This window comes from Aquabacterium sp., from assembly GCF_016195855.1.
Taxonomy (GTDB): Bacteria; Pseudomonadota; Gammaproteobacteria; order Burkholderiales; family Burkholderiaceae_C; genus Aquabacterium.
Genome location: NZ_JACPYU010000003.1, coordinates 168,888 through 194,534, shown reverse-complemented (window position 1 = coordinate 194,534; position 25,647 = coordinate 168,888). Strand labels below are relative to the sequence as shown.

At 64.7% G+C, this 25,647-nt stretch carries 20 protein-coding genes and 1 pseudogene; 8 read left to right on the top strand and 13 right to left on the bottom strand.

What is annotated here, in order from left to right; genetic code table 11:
- Positions 1-178: 178 nt before the first annotated feature.
- From HY019_RS02500 to HY019_RS02490, 3 genes are all read right to left on the bottom strand, one after another.
- Entirely contained in the window at positions 179-2,086 is a 1,908-nt protein-coding gene (locus HY019_RS02500) for a B12-binding domain-containing radical SAM protein (RefSeq protein ID WP_290689134.1), read from the bottom strand.
- Between the two features lie 29 nt (positions 2,087-2,115).
- On the bottom strand, positions 2,116-2,586 hold the full coding sequence (locus tag HY019_RS02495) for a DUF1854 domain-containing protein (RefSeq protein ID WP_290688100.1): 471 nt from the start codon (positions 2,584-2,586) through the stop codon (positions 2,116-2,118).
- Between the two features lie 103 nt (positions 2,587-2,689).
- Positions 2,690-4,945 (bottom strand): ABC transporter ATP-binding protein, encoded by a 2,256-nt coding sequence (locus tag HY019_RS02490; RefSeq protein ID WP_290688098.1) that lies wholly within the window; start codon positions 4,943-4,945, stop codon positions 2,690-2,692.
- A gap of 168 nt (positions 4,946-5,113) precedes the next feature.
- On the opposite strand from HY019_RS02490, the gene cphA (HY019_RS02485) reads away from it, so the two are divergent.
- Positions 5,114-7,333: a cyanophycin synthetase gene (gene cphA / locus HY019_RS02485; RefSeq protein WP_290688096.1), complete on the top strand. Its 2,220-nt coding sequence runs from the start codon at positions 5,114-5,116 to the stop codon at positions 7,331-7,333.
- A 16-nt stretch (positions 7,334-7,349) separates the two neighbouring features.
- Positions 7,350-9,929 (top strand): cyanophycin synthetase, encoded by a 2,580-nt coding sequence (gene cphA, locus HY019_RS02480; RefSeq protein ID WP_290688095.1) that lies wholly within the window; start codon positions 7,350-7,352, stop codon positions 9,927-9,929.
- Positions 9,930-9,962: 33 nt separating this feature from the next.
- Here cphA (HY019_RS02480) and HY019_RS02475 read toward each other — a convergent pair whose 3' ends face one another.
- The 4 genes and pseudogenes from HY019_RS02475 to HY019_RS21505 form a co-directional block, all read right to left on the bottom strand.
- A complete protein-coding gene (locus tag HY019_RS02475; RefSeq protein WP_290688094.1) occupies positions 9,963-10,502 on the bottom strand; it encodes an SMI1/KNR4 family protein in 540 nt (179 codons plus the stop codon).
- 18 nt (positions 10,503-10,520) lie between these two features.
- The gene (locus tag HY019_RS02470) at positions 10,521-12,200 is read right to left on the bottom strand and encodes a hypothetical protein (RefSeq protein WP_290688092.1); all 1,680 of its coding nucleotides are present in this window, start codon (positions 12,198-12,200) and stop codon (positions 10,521-10,523) included.
- Between the two features lie 73 nt (positions 12,201-12,273).
- Positions 12,274-13,815 carry a NucA/NucB deoxyribonuclease domain-containing protein gene (locus tag HY019_RS02465; RefSeq protein WP_290688090.1) on the bottom strand — a complete coding sequence of 514 codons (1,542 nt, stop codon included), beginning with the start codon at positions 13,813-13,815 and terminating at the stop codon, positions 12,274-12,276.
- A gap of 258 nt (positions 13,816-14,073) precedes the next feature.
- Positions 14,074-14,370, bottom strand: a pseudogene (locus HY019_RS21505) (PKD domain-containing protein); the annotation flags it as partial.
- A gap of 339 nt (positions 14,371-14,709) precedes the next feature.
- Between HY019_RS21505 and modD the strand changes: the two are divergent.
- A complete protein-coding gene (gene modD, locus HY019_RS02460) occupies positions 14,710-15,555 on the top strand; it encodes a ModD protein (RefSeq protein WP_290688089.1) in 846 nt (281 codons plus the stop codon).
- 15 nt (positions 15,556-15,570) lie between these two features.
- Here the strand turns inward: modD and HY019_RS02455 are convergent, their stop codons facing one another.
- Both HY019_RS02455 and HY019_RS02450 read right to left on the bottom strand, forming a co-directional pair.
- Entirely contained in the window at positions 15,571-15,837 is a 267-nt protein-coding gene (locus HY019_RS02455) for a cysteine rich repeat-containing protein (RefSeq protein ID WP_290688087.1), read from the bottom strand.
- A gap of 43 nt (positions 15,838-15,880) precedes the next feature.
- Positions 15,881-16,876: a hypothetical protein gene (locus tag HY019_RS02450; RefSeq protein ID WP_290688085.1), complete on the bottom strand. Its 996-nt coding sequence runs from the start codon at positions 16,874-16,876 to the stop codon at positions 15,881-15,883.
- A 233-nt stretch (positions 16,877-17,109) separates the two neighbouring features.
- On the opposite strand from HY019_RS02450, the gene HY019_RS02445 reads away from it, so the two are divergent.
- Both HY019_RS02445 and HY019_RS02440 read left to right on the top strand, forming a co-directional pair.
- Positions 17,110-17,844 carry a response regulator gene (locus tag HY019_RS02445; protein WP_290688083.1) on the top strand — a complete coding sequence of 245 codons (735 nt, stop codon included), beginning with the start codon at positions 17,110-17,112 and terminating at the stop codon, positions 17,842-17,844.
- Positions 17,841-19,199 (top strand): ATP-binding protein, encoded by a 1,359-nt coding sequence (locus HY019_RS02440; RefSeq protein WP_290688082.1) that lies wholly within the window; start codon positions 17,841-17,843, stop codon positions 19,197-19,199. Before HY019_RS02445 ends, HY019_RS02440 begins: the two co-directional genes overlap by 4 nt.
- Here HY019_RS02440 and HY019_RS02435 read toward each other — a convergent pair.
- Positions 19,189-19,923, bottom strand: a complete 735-nt coding sequence (locus HY019_RS02435) for a general secretion pathway protein GspB (protein ID WP_290688081.1) — start codon at positions 19,921-19,923, stop codon at positions 19,189-19,191. The two genes, HY019_RS02440 and HY019_RS02435, sit on opposite strands and share 11 nt — an antisense overlap.
- A complete protein-coding gene (locus tag HY019_RS02430) occupies positions 19,907-21,679 on the bottom strand; it encodes an ExeA family protein (RefSeq protein WP_290688079.1) in 1,773 nt (590 codons plus the stop codon). Before HY019_RS02430 ends, HY019_RS02435 begins: the two co-directional genes overlap by 17 nt.
- 93 nt (positions 21,680-21,772) lie before the next feature.
- Between HY019_RS02430 and HY019_RS02425 the strand changes: the two genes are divergently transcribed.
- Entirely contained in the window at positions 21,773-22,342 is a 570-nt protein-coding gene (locus HY019_RS02425) for a hypothetical protein (protein ID WP_290688078.1), read from the top strand.
- 9 nt (positions 22,343-22,351) lie between these two features.
- Positions 22,352-23,050: an RNA ligase family protein gene (locus HY019_RS02420; protein ID WP_290688077.1), complete on the top strand. Its 699-nt coding sequence runs from the start codon at positions 22,352-22,354 to the stop codon at positions 23,048-23,050.
- On the opposite strand, the gene HY019_RS02415 is transcribed toward HY019_RS02420, so the two are convergent.
- A complete protein-coding gene (locus tag HY019_RS02415; protein WP_290688076.1) occupies positions 23,022-23,654 on the bottom strand; it encodes a TetR/AcrR family transcriptional regulator in 633 nt (210 codons plus the stop codon). The two genes, HY019_RS02420 and HY019_RS02415, sit on opposite strands and share 29 nt — an antisense overlap.
- Positions 23,655-23,757: 103 nt before the next feature.
- Between HY019_RS02415 and HY019_RS02410 the strand changes: the two genes are divergently transcribed.
- Positions 23,758-24,381, top strand: coding sequence for a hypothetical protein (locus HY019_RS02410; RefSeq protein ID WP_290688075.1), 624 nt, complete (start codon positions 23,758-23,760; stop codon positions 24,379-24,381).
- A gap of 7 nt (positions 24,382-24,388) precedes the next feature.
- Here the strand turns inward: HY019_RS02410 and HY019_RS02405 are convergent, their stop codons facing one another.
- The gene (locus HY019_RS02405; protein WP_290688073.1) at positions 24,389-25,606 is read right to left on the bottom strand and encodes a M20 aminoacylase family protein; all 1,218 of its coding nucleotides are present in this window, start codon (positions 25,604-25,606) and stop codon (positions 24,389-24,391) included.
- Positions 25,607-25,647 lie beyond the last annotated feature (41 nt).

Genomic DNA, 25,647 nt, shown 5'->3' with positions numbered 1-25,647 from the left:
AGGGCAATGTGGCGCAAGGCCGAACGGGCAGGAAACAGCATGGTGACGCAGCTCGCGGTTAATCTGAAAGCGAGCATTGTCAGTTTTGGGTGGCGAATGCGCAAGCGCCATGCACCCGCAAACCGCCTGCATTTTGATCTGACGCAGGCGCTTGGCGTGAATCACCCCCTGGTGTGCATCAAGCCAAGGCTTTGGCGATCTTGGCCCTGGGCACCGTGGGGCGGGGCACCTTCACATCGAACCAGCTGCGCACGTCGGCTTCCAGGCCCACGCCGTGCATGAAGTTGTAGATGGCCTTCTTGAGCGCGGCGCCCATGGCATCGTGGTCCACGCCGGTGGGGTCGATGAAGCCCACATCGTTCTTGGCGAAGGACACGGGGGGCAGAGGCTGCAGCTTCACCCCGTATTCATCGGGGTTCTGACCGACCGGCGAGTGCACGGTGCAGGCAAAGCGGTGGAAGAAGCCGCTCTGGATGCAGCCGTTCTCGAACAACTGGCGCACGTACTCCAGCGCGTCCACGGTGTCTTGCACCGTCTGGGTGGGGAAGCCGTACATCAGGTAGGCATGCACCAGCACGCCTGCCTCGGTGAAGGCGCGCGTGACCTGGGCCACCTGCTCGACCGACACGCCTTTTTTCATCAGCGCCAGCAGGCGGTCCGAGGCCACCTCCAACCCGCCCGAGATGGCGATGCAGCCGCTGTCGGACAGCAACTGGCACAACTCGGGCGTGAAGGACTTTTCAAAGCGGATGTTGCCCCACCACGAGATCTGCACCTGGCGCTTGATGAGCTCCTGCGCCAGGGCGCGCAGGGCCTTGGGCGGTGCAGCTTCGTCCACGAAATGGAAGCCCGTCTGGCCCGTTTCCTTGACGATGGCTTCGATGCGGTCGACCAGGATCTCGGCCGTGGCGTTTTCATAGCGGGCGATGTAGTCCAGGCTGACGTCGCAAAAGCTGCACTTCTTCCAGTAGCAGCCGTGCGCAATGGTCAGCTTGTTCCAGCGCCCGTCGGACCACAGCCGGTTCATGGGGTTGAGCATGTCCAGCAGGGACAGGTACTCGTTCAGGGGCAGGCCATCCCAGGTGGGGGTGCCCACTTCGGCAAAGGGCACGTCGGGCTCGGCCCAGTTGATGAACTTGACCTGCTGCGTGTCTGCATCGCGCACGAAGGTGCGCACCAGGCGTTGCGGGCCGCGCTGGCCTTGCAGGTGTTCGAGCAGGGCCAGCAAAGGGCGCTCGCCCGCATCCAGCGTGACGTAGTCGAAGTGGTCGAACACGCGCGGCTCACTGAGTTCGCGCAGCTCGGTGTTGACGAAGCCACCGCCCAGGGCCGTGACGATGCTGGGGTCAAATGCCTTGATGGCCTGGGCGATGCGGAAGGCCGCATACACATTGCCCGGAAAGGGCGCGGAGACCAGCACCAGTTGGGGCTTGTGGGTCTTGATCGCTGCCAGGGTCAGCTCGCACAGCAGCTCGTCAACCAGGTTGGGCGGTGCGGCCAGGGCCTCGGCCAGCGGGTCAAAGGTGGGCTGGCTGGCGGCCAGCGATTCGGCATAACGCACGAACTGGAAGCGCGCGTCGATCGCGTCGCGCAGCACATCGGCCAGGTCGTTCAGGTACAGCGTGGCCAGGTGCTTGGCGCGGTCGTGCATGCCCAGTGCACCAAAGGCCCAGCCGATCGGGTCGTCGCCTTCTTCACCGATGGTGTAGGCGTCGATGGTGGCAAAGCGCGGGCCTTCGGGCAGGAAGCTGCGGTTGCAGATGCGGTGGCCCAAGGTGGGGTCGCGGCCCTGCAGGAAGCGGATGGTCGGGCCGATGGTGTCGCGGTAGCGCTCGAACTGGTCTTCAAACGACTGCAGCGCGGGTGTGCGCTGCTTGCGCGGCACGGCCTTGATGCGTTCGAGCACGGCCTGCAGGCCTTGCACGGTGAACAGCCGCAGCACGAGTTTGAGCGCCAGGTCTTCCTGCACGGCATCCACACCGCGCGAGCGCAAAAAGCCCGTCAGGTAAGCGGTGGAGGGGTAGGGCGTGTTGAGCTGCGTCATCGGGGGGATGACGGACAGCACACGAAACGGGGATGCGAGCATGGCGGTGGGCATGAAGGGGGCGTGCGGGCTTACAGGAAGCGCTCCAGCAGCTTCCTGGAATGCTTGTCCAGCGCCAGTCGGTCTGCAATGATGAAGCTCACGCCATGGCCGCCGGTGATCAGCAGGCGGCCTTCACCAAGGCGGCGGATGTCGTCTTCGGTCTTGAGCACGAACTGGGTGGCGCCTCGGTCGGTGTCCACCGTCCAGGTGCTGGGTGTCGAGAAGGTCGACACATCCCGAATGGCGGCGATGGTGGGCGCGAAATCCCGGCTGGCCAGCTCTTCTTCCAGCAACTGGCGCAGCGCGAAGGGCAGTTCGCTCAAGCGGTCGATCCAGGCCAGCTCGTGCCCGTCCGTGCTGACGATGGACACGCCTTCGTCAGGCGCCGCAATGGGGAAGGCGCGCACCGGCACCACGCCCTCGTGCGTGTCGCCAGCGGAGTTGGTGAAGACAAGGCGACCGTAAGGGTTGCGTTGCAGTGTGAAAGCGGCCGTCGTCATGGTTGCATGCCTCAGTTCAAACCCAGCAACCACCGAGGATCCGGCTCTGCCGGTCCTCTGGTGGTGCCCCCTCGAGGGGGCGTGCGAAGCGCGTAGGGGGTGGTCAATCAATCAATGCGTCTTGTTCGGCCTTGCGGGCCTGGGCCTCGTACAGGCGCCAGTAGGCGCCTTGTTTGGCCATCAGTTCATCATGCGGGCCCACTTCCACCACCTGGCCGCGGTCCATCACCACGAGCCGGTCAGCCTTGCGCAGCGTGGACAGGCGGTGCGCAATGGCAATGGTGGTGCGACCCTTGACCAGGTTGTCCAGCGCGCGCTGGATTTCCTTTTCGGTCTCGGTGTCGACGGACGAGGTGGCCTCGTCCAGGATCAGGATACGCGGGTTGATCAGCAGGGCGCGGGCAATCGAGATGCGCTGGCGCTCGCCGCCCGACAGGCCCTGTCCACGCTCGCCCACCAGCGAGTCATAACCTTGCGGCAGGCGCAGGATGAACTCGTGCGCATGGGCGGCGCGGGCCGCGGCCACGATCTCTTCGCGGGTGGCCTCGGGCTTGCCGTAGGCGATGTTCTCGGCGATGGTGCCAAAGAACAGGAAGGGCTCCTGCAGCACCAGGCCGATGTGCTTGCGAAAGTCCGACACACCGATGCGGCGGATGTCCACGCCATCGACCTTGATGGCACCGTCCGTCACGTCATAGAAGCGGCAGATCAGGTTGACCAGGGTGCTCTTGCCCGAGCCGCTGTGGCCCACCAGGCCGATCATCTCGCCGGGCCGGATGTCCAGGTTGAGCCCACGGATCACCGAGCGGCTGCCGTAGCGAAAGCCGATGCTCTCCATGGTGATGCCGCCTTGCGGCGCGGGCAGCTTGACCGGGTTGGTGGGCTCGGGCACGCTCGAGACGTGGTCCAGGATGTCGAAGATGCGCTTGGCGCCTGCAGCGGCCTTTTGCGTGACCGACACGATGCGGCTCATCGAATCGAGCCGGCCGTAGAAGCGGCCGATGTAGGCGATGAAGGCGGTCAGCACACCCACGGTGATCTGCTGCTTGGACACCAGCCAGATGCCAAACGTCCAGACCACCAGCAGGCCGATTTCCGTCATCAGGGCCACGGTGGGCGAGAACAGCGACCAGGTCTTGTTGAGCTTGTCGTTGATGTCCAGGTTGTGCGCGTTGGCATCGTGAAAGCGCTTGGACTCGCGGTGCTCCTGTGCAAAGGCCTTGACCACGCGGATACCGGGGATGGTGTCGGCCAGCACGTTGGTGACCTCACCCCAGACGCGGTCGATCTTCTCGAAACCGGTGCGCAGCTTTTCGCGCACCAGGTGGATCATCCAGGCGATGAAGGGCAGAGGGATCAGCGTGACCAGGGCCAGCCAGGGGTTGATGGAAAACAGAATGATGGCCGTCATGCCGATCATCAGCACATCGGTGGCGAAATCCAGCGCGTGCAGCGACAGAAAGACGCTGATGCGGTCGGTTTCACTGCCGATGCGCGACATCAGGTCACCCGTGCGCTTGCTGCCGAAGTAGTCCAGCGACAGTTGGAGCAGGTGGTCAAAAGTGGTGGTGCGCAGGTCGGCGCTGATGCGTTCGGAGACCAGCGCCAGCAGGTAGGTGCGGGCCCAACCCAGGCTCCAGGCCAGCAAGGCTGAAGCCAGCAAGCCGCCCATCAGCGCGGCTACCAGCCAGGGGTCGATGGCATGGCCGGTCTGGAAGGGGATCAGCACCTTGTCCATCAAGGGGATGGTCAGGTAGGGCGGCACCAGCGTGGCGGCGGTGGAAGCCAGCGTCAGCAGGAAGCCGGCCAGCAACTGGCCCTGATAGGGCTTGGCAAAGCGCCACAGGCGCAGCAGCACCCAGGTCGAGGGCGGCGTCTGCAGCTCGCGTGTGCAAACCGGACACTCATCGGTGTCGGGTGGCAGCTGGGCCTTGCAGGTCGGGCACTGCGTGCTGTCGTCTTCCGGCGGGCGTTGACCGGTTTTCAGGGTGAGTTGGCGGCGCTCGAACTGCTCCAGCAGGCGCAGCACCTGAACCTGGGCGTCCAGCGTGAAACGCCAGAATGTGACACGGCGGTCCGCATCGTGCAATTCCAGGGTGCCCACGCCCGCGTGATCGTGATGGCGCAGCTGCAGATCGGGGCGCAGCGGCCAGCTTTGCCAGGCGTCGGCACCGGTTTCGCGGCTCAGCAGGCGTTGTTCGGTCAGGACGAGCGTCGACTTCGCGAAACGAAGTTGAGCATCCAAGTCAACCTCCAGCGTACTCAATACGTTTTCATCTGGAGCCAGCGGCAATTCTGCTCTGGTCTTGTCGTGATCGGCCTGATGCCCGTGGGCGTCAACTGGATGGTTTTTGTGCATGGTGTGGACATAACGCGTGAGGGCACCACTTCGGATGACCTGCGTGCGAAGCCTGCCATTTTCCCCCATTGCCAGGGGATGCCTGCCGTTAAGCAGGGCACAATATCGGGTTTACCCGATTAACCAGCCGGTCCATCAGACACTGAGGACGCATTACCCCCGCTGGACATGAGCAAAAAGAACGACATCAAGCTGCTGCGCATCAACTACCTGCGCGGCCCCAATATCTGGACCTACCGTCCAGTGCTCGAAGTCTGGCTGGATCTGGGCGAGCTGGAGGACCACCCCTCCCATGTGCTGCCGGGGTTCAACGAACGGCTCACCGCCTTGCTGCCTGCGCTGGTCGAGCACCACTGCGGCGTGGGCGAGCGCGGCGGTTTCATCGAGCGCCTGACCGAGGGCACCTGGGCCGGGCACATCCTGGAGCACGTGGTCATCGAGTTGCTGAACCTGGCGGGCATGCCCACCGGTTTCGGCCAGACCCGCAGCACCTCCCAGCACGGCGTTTACCGCATGGTGTTCCGTGCCCGTGACGAGCAGGTTGCCCGCACGGCGCTCAAGGAAGGCCATGCCCTGCTGATGGCGGCCATCAATGACGAACCCTTCGATGTGGACAAGGCCGTCGAAGAGGTGCGCACGCACATCGACGATTACTACCTCGGCCCCTCCACGGCGGCCATCGTGGGTGCCGCGACCGATCGCCGCATTCCCCACATCCGTTTGAACGACGGCAACCTGGTGCAACTGGGTTATGGCGCGGCGCAGCGCCGCATCTGGACGGCCGAATCCGATCTGACCAGCGCGATCGCCGAAGGCATCTCGCGGGACAAGGACCTCACCAAGAGCCTGCTCAAGTCTTGCGGCGTGCCGGTGCCTGAGGGCCAGATTGTCAACTCGGTGGACGAGGCCTGGGACGCCGCCGAGGACATCGGCCTGCCCGTGGTGGTCAAGCCCACCGACGGCAACCATGGCCGGGGCGTGTCGCTGGATTTGAACTCCCGTGCCGATGTCGAGGCCGCCTTCAAGCTGGCCGAGCAACATGGCAGCGAGGTGCTGGTCGAGCGCTATATCCGTGGCGACGAACACCGCATTCTGGTGGTGGGCGGCAAGGTCGTGGCCGCAGCCCGCGGCGAAAGCGCCTGGGTGACGGGCGATGGCAAGTCGACCGTGATCGAGTTGATCGACCTGCAGCTCAACACCGACCCGCGTCGTGGCCTGACCGAAGACTTCCCGCTCAACCGCATCAACATCGAAGAAGACGAGGTGGTGCAGCTCGATCTGCAACGCCAGGGTTTGAGCCCGCAGGCCGTGCCGGCCGATGGCCGCCGCGTGCTGATCCAGCGCAATGGCAATGTGGCCCTGGACTGCACCGACGACGTGCACCCCGATGTCGCTTACCTGGTTGGCCTGGCTGCCCGTGTGGTGGGCCTGGACATCGCCGGTGTGGACGTGGTGGCCGAAGACATCTCCAAGCCCTTGCTGGCGCAGGGTGGTGCGGTGGTCGAGGTCAACGCCGGCCCCGGCCTGCTGATGCACCTCAAACCCGCCGAAGGGCTGCCCCGCCCGGTGGGCAAGGCCATCGTCGATCACCTGTTTGACGAAGACGCCACGGGCCGCGTGCCCATCATCGGCGTGGCCGGCTCGCAAGGCACCAACAACATCGCCCGCCTGACCGCCTGGCTGCTGCACCTGAGCGGCAAGCACGTGGGCCTGGCTTGCCGCGAGGGCCTGTTCCTGGGCAGCCGCCGCGTCGAGTCCGGCGACCGTGCCAACTGGGATGCCGGCCAACGCCTGCTGATGAACCGCGAGGTCAATGCCATCGTGCTGGAAAACGGTGCGGCCAGCATCCTCAATGACGGCCTGGCCTATGACCGCTGTGCCGTGGGCGTGGTGACCGACCTGCTGGGCTCTGAAGCCCCGGTCGAAGCCTCGCTGGCCGAGCATGACATCCACGAGCCCAGCCAGCTGTTCAAGGTGCTGCGCACGCAGGTGGACGTGGTGCTGCCTGATGGCGTGGCCGTGCTCAACGCCGCCGATGAACGCCTGGTCGAGATGGCCGATCTGTGTGATGGCGAAGTCATCTTCTACGACCTGGATCACCTCAACCCGGCCATGGTTGCGCACCGCGCCAAGGGTGGCCGCACCGTGTCCATCGAAGGGCACCACGTGCTGCTGACCCACAACGGCTACATGCCCGTGCGTTGCGCCGACCTCAACAGCGCTGCGGCGCGCCGCATGACCGGCAATGGCTCCAACCAGGCGGTGCCCGGTGCCAGCGTCAAGTCGCTGCTGGCCGCCGTGGCCGTGGCTTGGGCGCTGGGCATTCCCCCTGAGTTGATTGCCGCTGGCCTGGAAACATTCGACCCGACACCCAAGTCGGTGCGCTAAGCAAAGAGACACGCTGATGGACGTTTCACGCATCCGGGCCCTGCGCGGCCCCAATCTCTGGAGCCGCCACACGGCCATCGAGGCCGTTGTGGCCTGCGAGCCGCCTGAGCGCGCCATTGAACAGTTGCCGGGTTTCGAAGATGCCCTGCGCAAGCTTTTCCCTTCGCTGGGCCCGCTGAGGCCGGACGGCCGTCCTGGCCAGATCAGCCTGGCGCATGCACTGGAAGCGGCCACCCTGGCCCTGCAGGCGCAAGCCGGCTGCCCGGTGACCTTCAGCCGCACGGCCGTCACGGTCGAAACCGGCATCTACCAGGTCATTGTCGAGTACAGCGAAGAGCAGGTCGGGCGTCTGGCTTTTGACAAGGCCCAGGCCTTGATCCAGGCCGCCTTGCATGAAGGCGAATTCGACGTCGAGGCGGCGATTGCCGAGTTGCGCGAGATGGACGAAGACGTGCGCCTGGGGCCTTCAACCGGCTCCATCGTGACCGCAGCGGCGGCGCGTGGCATCCCCTGGCGCCGCCTGACCACAGGCAGCCTGGTGCAGTTCGGCTGGGGCTCCAAGCAACGCCGCATCTGGGCCGCTGAAGTGGACAACACCAGCGCCGTGGCCGAGTCCATCGCGCAGGACAAGGACCTGACCAAGCGCCTGCTGGCTGCCGCTGGCGTGCCTGTGCCCATTGGCCGCCCCGTCTCCGATCCGGATGACGCGTGGGTGGTGGCTGAAGAAATCGGCCTGCCGGTGGTGTGCAAGCCCCAGGACGGCAACCAGGGCAAGGGCGTGACCGTCAACATCGTCAGTCGTGAGCAGCTGGACATCGCCTTCAAGGCTGCCGCTGAAATCGGTGAAGTGATGGTCGAGAAGTACCTGCCGGGTAACGACTTCCGCCTGCTGGTGGTGGGCGACAAGCTCGTGGCCGCGGCCCGCCGTGATCCGCCCCATGTGATCGGCGACGGCGTGCTCACCGTGCGCGCCCTGGTCGACAAGGTCAACGCCGACCCGCGTCGTGGTGAAGGCCATGCCACCTCGCTGACCAAGATCCGCTTTGATGACATCGCCATTGCGCGCCTGGACGTGCAGGGCCTCAAGCCCGATTCGGTGCCTGAGAAGGGCCGGCGCGTCATCCTGCGCAACAACGCCAACTTGTCCACCGGCGGCACCGCCACCGATGTGACCGATGACGTGCACCCCGAAGTGGCCGCGCGCGCCATTGCCGCGGCTCAGACCATCGGCCTGGAAATCTGCGGTGTGGATGTGCTGTGCGAGAGCGTGCACAAGCCGCTGGAAGACCAGAACGGTGGCATCGTTGAAGTGAACGCCGCGCCCGGCCTGCGCATGCACCTGTCGCCGTCTTACGGCAAGGGCCGCAATGTGGGCGAGGCCATGGTGGCCAACCTCTACAAATCGGGTGACGACGGCCGCATCCCCGTGGTGGCCGTGACCGGCACCAACGGCAAGACCACCACCGCCCGTTTGACCGCGCACCTGCTGGCCACCAGCGGCCTGCGCGTGGGCATGACCAACACCGATGGCGTCTATGTGAACGGCCGCCAGATCGACAGCGGTGATTGCTCCGGCCCCAAGAGCGCCCGCAATGTGCTGATGCACCCCGATGTGGACGCCGCCGTGTTCGAGACCGCCCGTGGGGGCATCCTGCGCGAAGGCCTGGGCTACGACCGCTGCCAGACAGCCGTGGTGACCAACATCGGCGCGGGTGACCACCTGGGCTTGAACTACATCACCACGGTCGAAGACCTGGCCGTGCTCAAGCGCGTGATCGTGATGAACGTGGCGGCCAATGGTTATGCCGTGCTCAACGCGGCCGATCCCATCGTCACGGCCATGGCGCCCAAGTGCCCTGGCGGCATCATCTATTTCACCGCTGACCCGCACAACCCCGTGCTGACGGCGCACCGCGCCCAAGGCAAGCGCACCCTGTGCGTGGACGGCGATGCCATCGTGGCCGCCGAGGGCAACTGGCGCGAAAGCTTGCTGCTGCGCGATATCCCCATCACACGCAATGGCACGATTGGCTTCCAGGTGGACAACGTCATGGCCGCCATCGGTGCGGCCTGGAGTTCCGGCCTGGACTGGGACACCATCCGCCGTGGCCTGGCCAGCTTCGTCAACGATGCCGACAACGCACCGGGCCGCTTCAATGTGATGGACTTCCGTGGCGCGACCGTGATCGCCGACTACGGCCACAACCCGGACGCCATGCGTGCCCTGGTGTCCGCCGTGAACGCCTTGCCCGCCAAGCGCCGCTCGGTCGTCATCAGCGGGGCAGGTGACCGTCGTGATGAGGACATCCGCGAGCAGACCGCCATCCTGGGTGAAGCCTTTGATGAGCTGATCCTGTTCCAGGATGCCTGCCAGCGTGGCCGAGAAGACGGCGAGGTGCTGGCCTTGCTGCGCGAAGGCCTGGCCAAGGCGCAGCGTGCCCAGAAGGTCGACGAGATCCGCGGCGAGTTCGTGGCCATCGACACCGCGCTGGACCGCCTGCAACCGGGCGACCTGTGCCTGGTGCTGGTCGACCAGGTAGAAGAGGCGCTGGCCCATCTGGCCAAGCGCTGCGCCGAGGTGGTGCAGGTGGCTTGATGGGTGACCGGAGGCTCCAGCCTGAGCGAAGAGCTAGGTCAGGTCTCCGGCCAGATCGGCTGCAGCGTGGTTGAACAGTTCAGCCAGAGAGTTGGCCACGCGAGACCGGCCTTCGTGCGCTGACGACACTTCGATGATCTGGTGCAGCGTGCCGCGCGGTCCTGGCTGACCGTCCACGCACAACAGGTCGCCCAGGCCGGAAATGGCCAGCGGCCACCATCGTTCGTTCCACCAATCCATGCGCACTTTCGAGTGAGCCTCACCGCAGGATTCGTGGGTGTGGCGCATGCCAGCCATGCCCGGGCGCGCCATGGTGTCTTGCCAGACCCGCCACTCTTGCAGGGCTTCCTGGACGCTCAGCCAGCGGTATTCATCCATGAACAAGGGCGTGCCGCTGGGCGTCTGGCCGTTGTGGTGTCGGTAGGCGTCGAGCAAGGGCTCGGGCAAGGCGTACCCCAAGGCACCATGGGCCTTTTGGAGTACGGCTTCGTCCACCGGGGGGCGCAGCCCCGCATGGGGGCCTTGTTGCAAGGTTTGCCAGATTGCAGATGGAATGTGTTCGTTTGTGCTCATGGTCTTGTGATGGCGCGGTCAATCCAGCAAGAAGTAATGCACCACGGTGCCTTCAGGGAAGTCACCTTCACCAGGATCGATCATGCAGATGGCCTGGGCTTGATTGAGGCGCGCGACCTCGAACTCTTCAGTGGGCAGCACGCGCAGGCCGGTGCGCCCGTCAGGCAGTGGGTGCAGGGTGGCCAGTTGCAACCATGGGCGTTCCGCGTCGCGAGGGGCAGGCTGGGTCAGCACACCGGTGAACCACATGGGCAGATGGCGCCGCCAGTGTTCTTCAGAGGCGCCTCGGGCAAAGAGCTTGACGGCTTCAGGGGCGGGGGGGAGGTCAAGGTAGACGGACCGGCCTTTTTCGAGGATGTAGGTGCCGCGCTCATCGGTCCATGCGTGAGGCGGCAAAGGCACTTGCGGGGGAATAGGCTCCGAGCCACTGCAGACGCCTTTGGTTTTTGGTTCATCAATGACCGGGAAGGCGCCGACGCCACCCAAGGCCTTCAGCATGGGGCGCACGTGCAAGTACATGCCGATCAGCACTGCCAGTGGTGATGACGTGGCCCAAAAGTCAGTGACCCAATGGGGGGCACTATCGGGGCCGGGCTCATCAGCCGATATGGGCACTCGAAGATGCGTTCCCATATTTTCGATGGACTTCCACCAGCCTGCGTAGAGTTTGTAGCTGTAGGTTTCTACCGCGCCGTCAGCATCGACTTCGTCATCGTCCGGCAGCATGACACTGTGGCTGGTTGTGCCACCGGCGGGACGCCGCCTAAATTGTTGGTCATAGCTCCTCTCGTATTCAACATCAGACTTGCCTCCGCCATAAACCACCGTATAGTCAAAGCGGTTGGTGAACTCAATGATTCGTTGTGCATAACGCTCATCCTGGCCCTGAGTGTCTTCTAGCGGCAGGATGCAAACATCTTCAGGGGCATGCCCCCATTGCGTGAGCAGGCCCACGATGAGCGGGGTCATGCAGTCAGGCAGCCAGCCGGTGGGTGCCTCGTGGTCGGGATGTCGCAAGACCTGGTGCATGACGAGCACGCCCACGCGTGGCTTTTTGAAAACCTTGACCTGCCGGTAGCCTGCAGCAGCCAGCATGGCCAGCTCCTTGGCACCCAGTGGCTGCCCACGCTTCAACAACGGTGCGCCAGCGGGCAGGTGCGCTCCACGAGCCAACAAGTCATGACCTGATGGAGGTGGCGCGATGACCCGCTCTGAGAGCTTTTCTTTCAGGGTCGTGCCCCGAAAGAAAGGCGACATGGCGTGCAGCACTGCATCGGTGTCGTAGGGCATGGGCCGCAAGGCGTCGACCTTGAAGGCCACGCGCTTGGGGTTGTTGGGTATCGGGGTGAGCCAGTCTGGCAGGCCGAAGCCCACGTACGACCAACGATGCCCTGGCGCATAGGCGGGCGTTTCGGCCAGCTTGATGGCCTTGCCTTCGCTGGCCTGCTGCCATTGGGTCGAGCAGATCGCATAGCCCGCAACCTTAGCCATGGGCCAATTGGGCATGGGCAGGCGAGTACACACGTCCTCGGCCAGGACGTGGCCGAGAGCTTGCGTCAGCTCCAGTGTCGATTCACCAGGTACTCGGCCTGCACGCACGGGGCGATCAAGGAATCGAACCGGACCGCAATCAGTGGTGGCCTGCGCGAGCAATTCAGCGTCGCTGCTGTACAGCTGGCGTCGGTGGAAGGTGCTCAAGAGGGGGCTGCCGGGGTCGCGTTGCGGATCCCATCGGGGAGGATTTGTCGTGTGGGTCATTTGGTGCCGGTGGTCAATAGGCGATCCAGTAGCGATCGTCAAAGTCGGATGAGTACCGGCCTTCAGGATCGTTGTCTAGCTCAATCGTGGCATCGAGTGTCGTGCCGTTGATCGTCCAGGCTGTATCTGGGTCAAGTTTTGGCGGAGGAGAGATTTGGCTTAGCCATGACTTCATCCGCTTGTGATCAAACGGATCAATCAGCCGCTCTTTGCGCAGAAAGGCCCCCAGCCTGGCGCCTGCGCTGCGGTTGTCGCTACGTGCGATGTAGCGCACGCTGGCCTCGCCGTAGGTGCGGGGCATGGCGGCACCTTCACGGGTGGAGGCAAAGGGGTACTCGTCGCAGTCGCAGGGTGTGAGCGCCTCGACGCTGTCCGGGTCTACAAAGTCGGGGCAGCTGCTGAGGCTGCTGGGAGGGTTGGGCAGGGCCTCGCACAACATCTTCGACTTGGCGCGGTTTGCCTTGATCAAGCGGGTCACGCGCAGGCGTTGCAGGCCGTCTGACCAGTTGTTTCCCGCTGCGATGGCGCGCGTGCCTTGTCTCAGACCGGGATATTGCCCCGGCAAGGATACGTTGGCCGCGAAGGCATCACGAATATGGGCCATGCTTTGCGGGTTGTCGTTGAGCACTAGCACGGCCGAGGCTTGGGGGAAGACGCAGCCCGATTCTTGACCCCACACCTGGCCGATGTCGCAGCGCAGGTTCACAAATTCGAGGTGGTTTGTGATCACCTGACCTTCGTTGACGGGCGTCTTGCCATCAGCGCTGTAGTAGAGCTTCAGCTCAAATCCGAACTCGACGATCTTCTTGTTGGAGTCGGCCCAACTGACGGGGATGTCAAATTCCTTGCTGACGTCCTTGACTCCGTCATTCAAGGTGAATTCCTGAGTGGTGTTGCAGTTCACGCTGCTTGGGTTGTAGTTGTTGGATGTGGGGGTGCAACTCAATACGGCGCGCACTTTCAGCTGTGGCACAGATACTTCGTCAACCGGGGGGCTCCGGTCCTTGTTGTAGGTGTAGCTGAGCTTGAGCAGCATGCGCTTGCCCAGTCGGTTGGACGGGCCGTGGATGGACCATTTGGCCTTGAGGTCAATGTAGCCGTAACGCGTGTTTTGGTCCTTGTCCAGCACGATAGTGGATTGTTCGGTTTCGCCAAACTCGGAGCAGGCTACGTGCCGGCTGTGAAGCTGGGTTTCGTACGTGGGCGACTCGTTGGGATTCAGCGGGCGGAAGTCTTCATCGCGAGAGCAGGCTTCTTCACGGTCCCCAGGCATTTGGCTCGATTTGGCTGTGGTGCTGGCCGGTGCGGGTTGGCCCGACAGCACACCAACGTCCACGAACCCCAGCATCAATGCGACGGCCTGGCTGATCGACAGGTTCACCTTGCCGCCTTTGAGTGCTTCATAAGGCACGCTTGACAAGCGTCCCCCTGCATTCGCCGTCGACATGGCCATCATCATGGTGCTGGTGGATGTGCCGGCGGGCGCGGGCGGGGTGGTTTCAAACACGGCCAACACTTTGCCTTCAGGCAGATTGGGGACGTCGGGCAGGCTCACGCTGATGGCCCCATTGAGCCTGGCGCCGCCTGTGTCAATGAGCAGGGCTTCGCCCAGAGGCTGAAAACCGTTGGGCAAGGCGAACTTGCTGGGGGACAGTTGAGTCAGTTGCACAACGGCATCGCCACTCAGCACGCCGGCTGGGATTTCGACGATGGCCCCTGCCTGGGTTCGCACCTCGCCGCCCTGGGCCGCGTTGATCGCAGCGCTGGCTTGGGCGGGGTAAATGGTGATGAAGACCGAAGTTTCATAGGCTTGGCTCCCCTGACTGGCGCCACCTTCCGTGACCTTCAAGGTGACTTTGTACTGGCCGGGCTGGGCGAAGGCGTGGGTGGCTTGCGAGCCGACCGCAGTGCCGCCGTCACCGAAGTCCCAGGTGTATTCAGGCTTTGGTGTCGTCTCGGGCGTCGTCACTGGTTGACTGTCGGTTGGCCCCGCGACGTTGAAAGCGACGTCAACGCCAGCGCTTGCGCTTTCAGGTGCCACGATGGTGGCGGCAGGGCCGCAGGCGGTGAGCAGCAGCGTCAGGACGAGCGCACTCAGCCAAGCCCACAAGGGGGGGCAGTGTTGTTTCAAGGGAGACTCCGTGAGTTATTTATGATGAGCCGGCATCTGGGCTGGCTGTCCGCAAAGCCATTCGACTTCACAGCGACGCGGAGTTTAGCGGTGAGGCGCTTGCATCAGATCCCTCTTATTGGGGCTGACCGCGTGACCTGAATGGGTGGGGGTGTGGCTGGCACGGTGCATGCAGCGGCAGCCTGCACCTGCCGCTTGTGTTTTGGCGCCGAAGTGTGCATTGTTGGGCTCGGGCCTAGTCCGCGCTTCCTCCTTGGCATAGGGGCTGGTGAGACCATGGGCCCTTGAGCTTTGTCATCGTCCAGCCGGAGTTTTCTCATGCTCAGAGCCTTGTCTGACGACGCCCTGCAAGAACTGATTCAGGAAGATGCGCCTTACGGTGACATGACCACCATGGGCCTGGGCCTGGGTGATGCGCCGGGGCGCGTGGTGATGGCAGCGCGCCAACCCATGACCGTGTGCGGCACCGAAGAGGCCGCCCGCCTGTTCGAGCTGTATGGGGCAACGGCCACCGTGATTGCCCCTTCGGGCACCCATGTGCTGGCGGGGGCGGAGTTGCTCAGCGCGCATGGCCGGGCTTCGACGCTGCTGCTGGTCTGGAAGGTCGCGCAGACCTTGATGGAGTACGCCAGCAGCATTGCCAGCGAAGTGGCCCGCATCGTCACGGAGTTACGTGCGGCGGGGCACGCGCAGCCGCTGGCTTGCACGCGCAAGAGCTTTCCGGGCACGCGCGCCTTGTCGGTCAAGGCCGTGCTGCAAGGTGGCGGCATCATGCACCGCATGGGCTTGTCGGAGACCCTGCTGCTGTTTCCCGAGCACCGTGTGTTCCTGGATGTCAGCACCGATGACATGGTGGGGCGCTTGCGCAAGTACCAGCCGGAAAAACGGCTGGTGGTCGAGGTGGGTAGCCTGGAAGCGGCGCTGGCCATGGCCACCTCGGGCGCCGATGTGTTGCAGCTGGAGCGCTTCACGCCCGAGGCCGTGCGCCAATGCAAGATGACGCTGCACACGAGCCGGCTGCACCCCACGCTGGCCGTGGCCGGTGGGGTCAATGCGGCAAATGCCGTGGCTTATGCCGATGCGGGCGCCGACATCCTGGTGTCGTCGGCACCGTATCACGCACCACCACGCGATGTGGAGGTGCGTTTTTCTCGCGACGTGTAGTCCGCAGTGCCGCGATCAGGTCGCGTCACTGGCCTTGCGGCCCGGGCGGCGGCGGTGTTCACTACGGTGGTCCTTGACGGCCTCCTTGCATTCGGCAGACACCTCATCCTTGTGCTGTTTGAGGCAGGCTGCAATGCGGCCACCGCCCGGTTGAATGCCTTTGCACAGCGTCTGCGCGTCTTGCTTGCAGGCGTCCTTGACGCTTTCCTCTGCGTGAGCGGCAGGCAGGCACAGGGCCATCAACAGGGGCAGGCTTAGCAGGATGTTGGGCTTGATCTTCATGGTGTGTTTCTCCTTCTTGATGCGGTGGTTCGGGTTGGGGGATTCAAGGTTGGGCTTGGCCAGTGAGCCAGGCCGCGCGAATCAGGCGGCCGCAATCCACCGATTGCACGGCGGGTTTCTGATCGGGCTCGTCCGAGCGCAAGCCGCTGCGGTCTTCACGGGCCACGATGCCGTAGAAGGTCTTGCTGGCGTCGATCCAGGGGTAGAAGCCAAAAGCACCCGGGCTGCTGAACGCCCCATCGCCCACCTTGGGATCGTCTTCTACCCAGTGTCCTACCGCGTAGTGCCAGGTTTCGGTTTGTGGGATGGGTGTCTTGACGGCCTCCTTGGGGCAGGTCTGCGGGTTGGTGCACACGGGGTGTGAGCCCAGCAGTGCGCCCATCTGCAGGTCGCCCTTGAGCGTGGCGCGCAGGAAGCGGGCGTAGTCGGCTGCCGTGCTCACGCCGCCACCGGCCAGTTGTGCCTGGCTGTAGCTCAGGGCCCAATCCGGGCCCAGGTGCAGGCCACGTCGGATGGCCAGGGCCAGTTCATCCTTGTTCAGCATGCCCAGCCCCATCAAGGTGGCGTGCTTTTGCATGTGGCCGCCGTTGTAGTCGAACAGGCCCACGGTCTCATTGTCGATGCGGCCTTGGCCGTTGAGCATGCTGGCCTGGCATTCGCCCACGGTCTGCCTGGGCAGGCAGACCCGAAAGCGCGTATAGCCGCTCTGGAAGTTGAGGAACTGCAGGTCCTCGTTGTTGAGTTTGCCCTGGCGCTGTTCGGCCACGTAGGCGCCATACAGCCATTTGGAGGCGGAGGCCAGGGCCAGTTTGGTCTGCGCACCTGGTGCCTGATCGCCCGATTGCCCGCTGGCCAGCGTCCGTTCCGCGTTGCCCACTTCCCAGTAAAAGGGTTGGGCGGCGACGCAAGCGGCGGCCTCCTTGGCCGTGCGGTGTGCCGCGATCTCACGCTGCGCCAGCGGGACGCGGGTGCTCAGGTCGGCGGCCTGGCTGCTCAGCGAACAGGCCAGTGCGAGGGTGGTCAGGGCGAGTGAGCGCATGGTGGGGTCCTTGTTTTGGTGCCGGTTCGGGAAACAGGCGTGTTGGGGTGAACAGACTGTCTCGCAAACAGGGGCATCGTGCTGGACACACAACGTGACTTGCATGGCAAGCGATGACATGGTCAGGCGCTTTGTCATGGTTTGTCATGATTTCATGACCAGGCGGCTGGAGGGCCTGGCGCTGAGTCCATCAGGCTGCACCTATCATCGAACGCAAGCCGACACGACACACCATGACCGACCCCGCCCGTATCCTCATTGCCGACGACGAGGCCGAACTGCGCAGCCTCCTGCAACGTTATCTGGGGGAGCAGGGCATGGCGGTGCGCGTGGCCAGTGATGCCGCCGCTGCCGAGAAGCTGCTGGCGCGTGAGCGCTTCGACGTGCTGGTGCTGGACGTGATGATGCCGGGTGAGGACGGTCTGTCCTTGTGCCGTCGCCTGCGTGCGCAAGGTGAAACGGTGCCGATCCTGATGCTCACGGCCAGAGGCGACCCGGTTGACCGCATCCTGGGCCTGGAGATGGGGGCGGACGATTACCTGCCCAAGCCTTTTCACCCGCGGGAGTTGCTGGCGCGCGTGCAGGCCATGGTGCGTCGCCAGCGCATGCTGGGCGCGCATGGTGGGCCCCTAGGCGAGGAACCCGTGTGCTTTGGGCGCTTCACGCTGTTGGCCGCGCAGCGTCGTCTGTTGCGTGACGGGGCCGATGTGGCTTTGAGCACCGTGGAGTTCAACCTGCTGCATGCCATGGCCATGAACGCCAACCGCCCCTTGGGGCGGGACCGCCTGATCGAGCTGACCAGGGGGCGAGACCATGAGGCCACAGACCGCAGCATCGATGTGCAGGTCATGCGCCTGCGTCGCCTGATCGAGGCCGATCCAGCCAACCCGCGCCATATCCAGACGGTATGGGGCGTGGGTTATGTGTTCGTGCCTGAACCTGGCGAGCCAGGGCAGGGGGCCGCATGAAGGTCTGGCCCCGGTCCCTGTTCCAGCGCAACATGCTGCTGATTGCGGTGCTCATCGTGGTGGCGCAAGTGTCCAGCGCCGTGTTGTTTCGGGAGCTGGTGATGAAGCCACGCGTGAGGCAGTCGGCGCAAAGCGCGGCGCGGCACATCGAGGCCTTGCAGGCGGGGCTGGCTGCCTTACCGCAAAGCCAGCGGCAGGCTTTTCTGGACCGCATGAATGCACACGCGCAGGCGCCCGCGGCGCAAGGCCTTGATGCGGCCCCGGCACCGCAAGCTGTGATCTCGCGCCGGCTCTCTCCGCTGGAGCAGGCCTATATCGACCAGATCAGCCGGGTGCTATCGACAGAAGGGGGGCAGGTGCAGTGGCGTCGTGAGCCAGGTCAGCCCCTGGCTATACAGATCACGCTGGAGGGGGCGCACTACTGGATGACCGTACCTGGCCTGGTGTCCTCGCAAGGTGTGCCGCGCACCTGGGTCATCGGCTCGGTGATCACGGCGCTGCTGGCCATCTGGGGTGCATGGCTGATCCAGCGCAGGCTGAATCGGCCACTGGCGCGTGTCATCGATGCAGCGCAAGCTTTGGGGCGAGGCGAGCGTGTGCCGGCCCTGCCTGAAGACGGGCCCAGCGAGATCGCAACCGTCGCCAAGGGCTTCAATGAGATGGCGGCCAATCTGGCCAACCACGAGCGGGAGCGGGCCCTGATGCTGGCGGGCCTGTCACACGATCTGCGCACGCCATTGACCAAGATCCGCCTGGCCACAGAGATGCTGCAAGGCCAGGGCGATGCGGCCTTGCTGGCCAGCGTGGACCGCAGCATTGACGGGATGGCGCACCTGTTGCAACAGTTCATGGACTTCACCCGCGCCAGCCGTGAGGTCGGGGCACCACAGGAGCCGCTGCTTCAGGTGGATGTCAATGACCTGGTGCGTGAGACCTTGGCCATGTGCGTGTTGGATGACGCGGGCGCGGCGGATGTCCGGCTGAGCCTGGGCGAAGTGCCGCAACTGAATCTGCCCGTGCATGCCATGCGCCGCATCTTGCTCAACCTGCTGGTCAACGCGCAACGGCACGGGCGCCCACCCATTGATGTGGTGACCCGGGTGGCGCAGCAGCGCCTGTTCATCGAGGTCATGGACCGCGGGCCGGGTATTGCGGCTTCAGCGGTCGATCAGGTCAAGCGCCCCTTTGCGCAAGGCAACGAGGCCCGCTCGCACATGCAGGGCGGGGCGGGACTGGGCCTGGCCATCGTGGAGCGCATCGCGCAGGCGCATCAGGCTCGGCTTGACTTGTTGCACCGAGAAGGTGGGGGACTGCTCGCCCGGCTGGACTGGCCCTTGAACGAGGTCAGTAGTTGATGGCGTAACGGTAGCCGCGGTACTTGAACACGGCAGACTTGAGGCGGATCTCTTCCAACACCAGGCCTTGATAGGGCTGATCCCCTTCGTGGAATACCTGGCTGTTGATGATCAGCATGCGGCTGGCGGGTGTGTCCGAGTACATGGCGCCACCGATCATCAGTTGCGGTAACTCGCGCTTGATGTCGTCGGGCAACTCGTTCATGGTCGGGATGCGCGCTGCGGCCGGGGCTGCCTGGGCGGTGGGCTTCGGTGTGGCCCGCACTGGCTCTGCCGGGGCGCGGGATGGGGCCTCGCGCACCATCGTGGGGGATGGTGGGGCGGGTGGTGCGGCAGGCCGGAGCGGCGGTGTCATGGCCGGAGGCCGGTCAGCGGGTGCGGATGGCGGTGCTGCAGCAATGGGCGGCGCTGGCATGCGCTGCTCAGCCGCTGCGGGTGCCTGCGTGGGCTCCGCTGGCGTCCCATTCATGGGCTGCGCTTCTGCCGTGGGCGTTGGGTTTGGCTCGGTCGTCGGTGCGGAGGGGCGGCTCAACAGCTGCCAGCTCAAGACCGCAATCAGGCAGATGCCCGCACCCGCTACCAGCCACATGGCGGGGGCCACCGGGCGACGCGTGGCTTCGCCGTCGTCGTCCACCTGGCCCAGCGGCTGCGAATGCAGGCCGGGTACCGTCCCACGTTCGCGTTCGGCGTCGGCCTTCTTGAGGGCATCAAGGATGTAGGACATCGTCTCGTCTCGCAGTGGTCTGGCCCGTCAGCAGCCTGGGTTCCTGGATCCCCACGGCGCGGTTGACCAGCATGAAGGTGGTGGCGCCCACAACGCCATCGGGCTTGAGCCCCTGCGCCATCTGGAAAGCGTACACCCGCGACTGCATGCCCGCGTCAAATACCTGCTTGCCGCTGGGCGGCGGGGTTTTGTCCAGCCGGGCCAGTTGCAGCGCCAGCCAATCCACCACCGGGCCGGTGTTTCCGGGCAGGATCTTGGCGTGAAAGGCCGGTGGCGTGCGCCAGTAGGTGGTGAAGTCGCCGCGCCACATGGTGGCCAGGGTGCCCAAGGGCAGCGAATAGGGGCGGCCATCCAGGGTGATGAAGGCGGTCTGGTCCTTGAGCCCTGTCAGCAGGGCATAGATCGCCTGGTTCTTGTCGTCATGCAGGGCCAGCACGACCGGGCGTTCCAGTTGGCGGATCAGCGCCAGCCCGCCGCTGTTGCGAAAGCAGGCCAGGTCCTGCAGTTGTGCTTGCGTGCAGGTGTCGCCGGCTTCGCTCAAGGTGACTTGCCACAGCGGGGCCAGTGCCCGCAGCGCGTCCTTCTCCTTGCGGAAGGCCGCCTGGTAGACGCCTCGGGCATCAATGGGGGGCGCGGCCAGCGTGGTGCTGATGGTGCCGCCCGGGATAGAGGCCGAAGCGCCGGGGCGCACCCCTGATGCGGCACTGTGCCCCTTGGTGTCTGGCACGCCGCTGGCCTTGCTTGTCAGCTTGATGGCCTGTGCACGCTGGTGCTGATGCAACCAGGCTGCACCACCAATGCCGGCGATGGCCGTGAACAGCAGGCCACCGGCCAACCAGGGCATCCATGGCTCCTGTGCCTTCTTGCTGCTGGATCGCGGTGGTGCGCCGGCGGAACCCGACTTCCCACTGGGCGCGGCGGCATGGCCCGACCTGGGTGTCTGAAAGACCTCTTGAGCGGCCTTGTCCACGATCTGCCTGTCCACCTTGGCCTTGTTCTCGACATAGGCACCCAACAGCGCGCGGTCGCACAGCAGATTGATGCGCCGGGGCACGCCGCCGGTCAACTGGTGGATGCGGCGCACGGCCTTGCTGTCAAACAGGCGGCCACGCTTGAGCCCGCCCACGGACAAGCGGTGCTGGATGTACTGCCCCGTTTCTTCTTCAGACAAGGCGTCCAGGTGGAAGTGCGCGATCACGCGCTGGGCCAGTTGCTCCAGCTCGGGGTGGGCCAGCATGGTGCGCAACTCGGGCTGGCCGATCAGCATGATCTGCAGCAGCTTGCGCTCGCTCGTCTCCAGATTGGTCAGCAGGCGCAATTGCTCCAGCACATCGGGCGAGAGGTTCTGTGCCTCGTCGATGATCAGCACATTGTTCTGGCCGACCGCGTGCGTCTTGAGCAGGAACTCGTTGAGCGGGTCAACGTAGTCCTTGATGGTGGCCTGGCCCGGGCCCTGGTGCTCATAGGGGATGCGGAACTCGTCGCACACCGATTTGAGCAGCTCGCCCACCGTGACCTTGGGGTTGAAGATGTAGGCAACGTTGGTGCGGCGGGGGATCTGCTCCAGGAAGCAGCGGCAGACCGTGGTCTTGCCCGCGCCGATCTCGCCCGTGAGCACCACGAAACCACCGCCCCCACCCACGCCATACAGCAAGTGAGCCAGGGCCTCGCGGTGGCGCTCGCTCATATACAGGTAACGCGGGTCGGGCGCGATCGAGAACGGCGCCTGTTTCAGGCCGAAATATTGCGCGTACATGGGCCAAGCATAGCGTCTGTGAGGGCCGGGGCGTCTCAGTGGATATCGCACCACATCCTCGAGGCCTGCCTGGGCGCAAAATCAAGGCTGACCATGACGCATGCCCATCGCCTTGAAATGCCCCCCTGGCCCACCGAGCCTGACGGCCCGCGCGCCGCCACCTACGTGGTGGACACCAATGTGATCCTGGTGGCCAATGGCCAGCACCCCGGGGTGTCGAGCGAGTGCGCGGCGCGCTGCGCCCATTGGCTGGACGAGCTGATGGCCACCGGCCGCCTGGCGCTGGACGCCGGCTTCGAGATCGTGCGTGAGTACCAGCACAAGACCCACGCCAGTGACGGCCTGGGCAAGGGGGATGCCTTCTTGCGTTGGGTGCTGCACAACATGGACAACCCCGCGCGCTGCGACCTGGTCGAGATTGCACCCGATGAGCGGCGGGGCTACGAGGCCTTTCCGATTGATTCAGCCTTGAACAGCTTTGATGCCTCGGACCGCAAATTCGTGGCCGTGGCCCGCACTCACCCAGAAGCGCCGCCCATCCTGCAGGCAGCCGATTGCAAGTGGCTGGACTGGTCGGCCGCTCTGGCAGCGCACGGCGTGCGTGTTCAGTTTCTATGTGATGCGGAACTGCGCGAGTTCCACGCCCACAAGTTTGGTCAGTGAGGTCTGCCCATGAGTGAGTTCTTCCGTTTCCCGCATACGCCCCACATCGCCTGGCTGGCATCGGGCACCCCCCGTGATGACAAGGTGCTGGCACCCGATGAGGTCAAGGCCTTGCTGGATCACCCGGTCGTGGTCGAAGAAAAGCTCGACGGTGCCAACATGGGCATCTCCTTCAATGCAGAGGGCGTGCTGCACGTGCAGAACCGCGGCCAGTACCTCAACAAGCCTTATGGCGGCCAGTTCACGCGCCTGGATGAATGGCTGGCGATCCGCGAAGACGCCTTGTTTGATGCGCTGGGTGACCAACTCATCTTGTTTGGCGAATGGTGTGCCGCCCAGCACTCGCTGGACTACGAAGCCCTGCCCGATTGGTACCTCGCCTTTGACGTGTACGACCGCGCCACGGGGCGTTTCTGGAGCACCCGCCGCCGCCACGAGCTGGCGCAAAAGCTCCAGGTGCGCGAGGTGCCGCGTGTGAGCCAGGGCCTGACCACGCTGCCCGTGTTGATCGAGTGGGTTCAAACCCACCGAAGCCACTACCGCGAGGGCTCGCTGGAAGGTGTGGTCATCCGCCATGAAGATGAGGACTGGCTGATCAACCGGGGCAAGCTGGTCCGCCCGGACTTCGTGCAGAGCATCGAGGAGCATTGGCGCAGCCGCGCCCTGCAATGGAACCGCATCAACTGGGAGCAGGGCGAGCCCGGCTGAGCCCGTCGACGATCAGGTCCAGCGCCGCGATCAGCGTGCGCTCGGTCTCGCTGGTGTCCACTCGCCATTGCGGCAGTTGGCCATCCACCTGCATGCGCGCCAGGCCATAAGCCAGCGCGCGTAAGGCCAGGGCCATCTCGGGCAGGGAGCCCGCGGGCAGCAGGCCTGCCAACTGGGCTTGCTCGACCAGGTCCATGGTGATCTGGCGGACCGCGTCGAAGTGCACCGGCAGGCTGGCGGAGCGGTCGAATTCGAACAGGCGGCGCGACGACACCAGTCGGAACTGCGTGGGGTTGTGCAATGCCCATTGGATGAAGGTGCGTCCCAGCGCCTTCAGTCGGGCGATCGGGTCGGCGGGCGCATCAAGCTGGTCGCGCTCGACCCGCAGCCGCAGGCGCACCAGGGCCTCTTCGGCCACCGCCGTCATCAACGATTCGCGGTCGGGAAAGTGCCGAAATGGCGCGCCTGAAGACACGCCCAGCCGCCTGGCCACCTCCCGCACGCTGATGATGTCCTTGCCGGTTTCCTCGGCCACGGTCACGGCCATGTCGATCAAGGCCTGGCGAAGGTTGCCGTGGTGATAGGGGCGTGGAGTCAAGGGCATGGCAGCCTGGGGGTGCAATGTAAGCAGTGCGTATTTTGCTTGGTCTGCGCTCATCGCGCTGCCTAAGATGCGGCACAAATTCATCCACCAGAGGAGCCCCATCATGATTCAGCCCCCACGTTTCAGCGCTCGGCCCAACCCGCTGGTGTGGTGGCTCGGGGCCCTGGTGCTGGGCCTGATGGCGCTGGCTTGTCTGCAGGCCTTGCCCGGCGTGGATGGCGTGCGCCTGCTGATCCGGGCCACCGCGCGCACATCCTTGCTGTTCTTCCTGCTGGCCTATACGGCGCAGGCCGCGGTGCGCACCTGGCCTGGGGCCTGGTCCAACTGGCAGCGCACGCATCGCCGCCAATGGGGGTGGTTGTTCGTGGCCTCGCACACCGTCCATGCAGCGGGCATCCTCGCACTGGCCCTGATGGCGCCGGATCTGTTCAACACGCTGGCGCCACTGGGCAACCGCATCAGCGGCGGCCTGGCCTATGCCTTCATCTGGGCGATGGGCCTGACCTCGTTCGACCGCAGTGCGCGCTGGCTGGGCCCCACCTGGTGGGCGCGCCTGCACACCTGGGGCCTGCACTACATCTGGCTGAGCTTTCTGGTGGCCAATGGCAAGCGCATCGCTGCCCAGCCCCTTTATGCCGTGCCGACACTGTTGTTGTTGGCGGCCTTGTGCTGGCGCCTGTGGGCCACGCGTCAGGCGAGCCGCCAGGTGGGCGGGATGCCCGCGTAGTGCGGGTTCAGTCCTGGGCCAGCCAGCGTTGCGCCAGCTTCACCCACAGCGTGGCGCCCAGCGGGATCAATTCGTCATTGAAGTCATAGCTGGGGTTGTGCAGCATGCAGGGCCCCATGCCGTGGCCTGATTCGCGGTGCGTGCCATCACCATTGCCGATCACGAAGTAGGCACCGGCTTGCGCCTGCAGGAAGTAGCTGAAGTCTTCCGCATCCATGGTGGGCTCGAACTCGCGCACCTTGTCGGCGCCGGCTACCTCGTACATCACCTGGCGCGCGAAAGCGGTTTCAGCCGGGTGGTTGATGGTGGGCGGGTAGTTGCGGCTGAACTCGAAGTCCGCCGTGGCACCGAAGGCCGCGCACACATGCTGCGTCATCTCGCGCATGCGCGTCTCGATCAGGTCCAGCGTGTCGGTGGTGAAGGTGCGCACGGTGCCCTGCATGGTCACCGACTCCGGGATCACGTTGGTGGCTTCCCCGGCTTCGATCATGGTAACCGAGATGACGCCGGTTTCGATCGGGCGCATGTTGCGCGTCAGGATGGTCTGGAAGGACTGCACCAGCTGGCAGGCAATGGGCACCGGGTCCACGCCCAGATGCGGCATGGCGCCATGGCAACCCTTGCCGCGGATGGTGATCAGGAACTCGTTGCTTGATGCAAAGCAGGGGCCGTTCTTGATGGCGAACTCGCCCACTTCCATGCCCGGCCAGTTGTGCATGCCGAAGATGGCATCCATGGGGAAGCGCGTGAACAGGCCATCGCGGATCATCTCCCGCGCGCCACCACCACCTTCTTCTGCAGGCTGGAACACCACATACACGGTGCCATCGAAGTTGCGCGACGCGGCCAGGTGTTGGGCGGCCGCCATCAGCATGGCCGTGTGCCCGTCATGGCCGCAGGCATGCATGCGCCCCTGGTGCCGGCTGGCGTGGGCAAAGGTGTTGTGCTCTGTCATGGGCAGGGCGTCCATGTCGGCGCGCAGGCCGATCGCACGCTTGCCGGGTCGCCCCTTGATCACGCCGACCACACCGGTCTTGCCCAGGCCCGTGTGCACCTCGATACCCCAATTGCGCAGGGTCTGCGCGATCAGATCGGCGGTGCGTTCTTCCTGGAAGCACAGCTCCGGGTGGGCGTGGATATCGCGACGAAACGCCCGCATGGCATCAGCCTGCTCCAGCAACGCCGGCAGGATGGTCGGGGGCAGTTCGTTGCGCGTCACGGTCATGGTTCAGGGGACTTTTCGAACAAGTTTGAGATATTACCTGC

What these genes read in the sequence shown, in the direction of transcription:
- HY019_RS02405 (WP_290688073.1), bottom strand. Translation starts at nt 25,606, where the DNA reads ATGACCGTGACGCGCAACGAACTGCCCCCGACCATCCTGCCGGCGTTG.
- HY019_RS02440 (WP_290688082.1), top strand. Translation starts at nt 17,841, where the DNA reads ATGAAGGTCTGGCCCCGGTCCCTGTTCCAGCGCAACATGCTGCTGATT.
- HY019_RS02425 (WP_290688078.1), top strand. Translation starts at nt 21,773, where the DNA reads ATGACGCATGCCCATCGCCTTGAAATGCCCCCCTGGCCCACCGAGCCT.
- cphA (WP_290688096.1), top strand. Translation starts at nt 5,114, where the DNA reads ATGAGCAAAAAGAACGACATCAAGCTGCTGCGCATCAACTACCTGCGC.
- HY019_RS02455 (WP_290688087.1), bottom strand. Translation starts at nt 15,837, where the DNA reads ATGAAGATCAAGCCCAACATCCTGCTAAGCCTGCCCCTGTTGATGGCC.
- HY019_RS02445 (WP_290688083.1), top strand. Translation starts at nt 17,110, where the DNA reads ATGACCGACCCCGCCCGTATCCTCATTGCCGACGACGAGGCCGAACTG.
- HY019_RS02430 (WP_290688079.1), bottom strand. Translation starts at nt 21,679, where the DNA reads ATGTACGCGCAATATTTCGGCCTGAAACAGGCGCCGTTCTCGATCGCG.
- HY019_RS02495 (WP_290688100.1), bottom strand. Translation starts at nt 2,586, where the DNA reads ATGACGACGGCCGCTTTCACACTGCAACGCAACCCTTACGGTCGCCTT.
- HY019_RS02475 (WP_290688094.1), bottom strand. Translation starts at nt 10,502, where the DNA reads ATGAGCACAAACGAACACATTCCATCTGCAATCTGGCAAACCTTGCAA.
- HY019_RS02420 (WP_290688077.1), top strand. Translation starts at nt 22,352, where the DNA reads ATGAGTGAGTTCTTCCGTTTCCCGCATACGCCCCACATCGCCTGGCTG.
- HY019_RS02435 (WP_290688081.1), bottom strand. Translation starts at nt 19,923, where the DNA reads ATGTCCTACATCCTTGATGCCCTCAAGAAGGCCGACGCCGAACGCGAA.
- modD (WP_290688089.1), top strand. Translation starts at nt 14,710, where the DNA reads ATGCTCAGAGCCTTGTCTGACGACGCCCTGCAAGAACTGATTCAGGAA.
- HY019_RS02490 (WP_290688098.1), bottom strand. Translation starts at nt 4,945, where the DNA reads ATGCACAAAAACCATCCAGTTGACGCCCACGGGCATCAGGCCGATCAC.
- HY019_RS02450 (WP_290688085.1), bottom strand. Translation starts at nt 16,876, where the DNA reads ATGCGCTCACTCGCCCTGACCACCCTCGCACTGGCCTGTTCGCTGAGC.
- HY019_RS02415 (WP_290688076.1), bottom strand. Translation starts at nt 23,654, where the DNA reads ATGCCCTTGACTCCACGCCCCTATCACCACGGCAACCTTCGCCAGGCC.
- HY019_RS02410 (WP_290688075.1), top strand. Translation starts at nt 23,758, where the DNA reads ATGATTCAGCCCCCACGTTTCAGCGCTCGGCCCAACCCGCTGGTGTGG.
- HY019_RS02500 (WP_290689134.1), bottom strand. Translation starts at nt 2,086, where the DNA reads ATGCTCGCATCCCCGTTTCGTGTGCTGTCCGTCATCCCCCCGATGACG.
- cphA (WP_290688095.1), top strand. Translation starts at nt 7,350, where the DNA reads ATGGACGTTTCACGCATCCGGGCCCTGCGCGGCCCCAATCTCTGGAGC.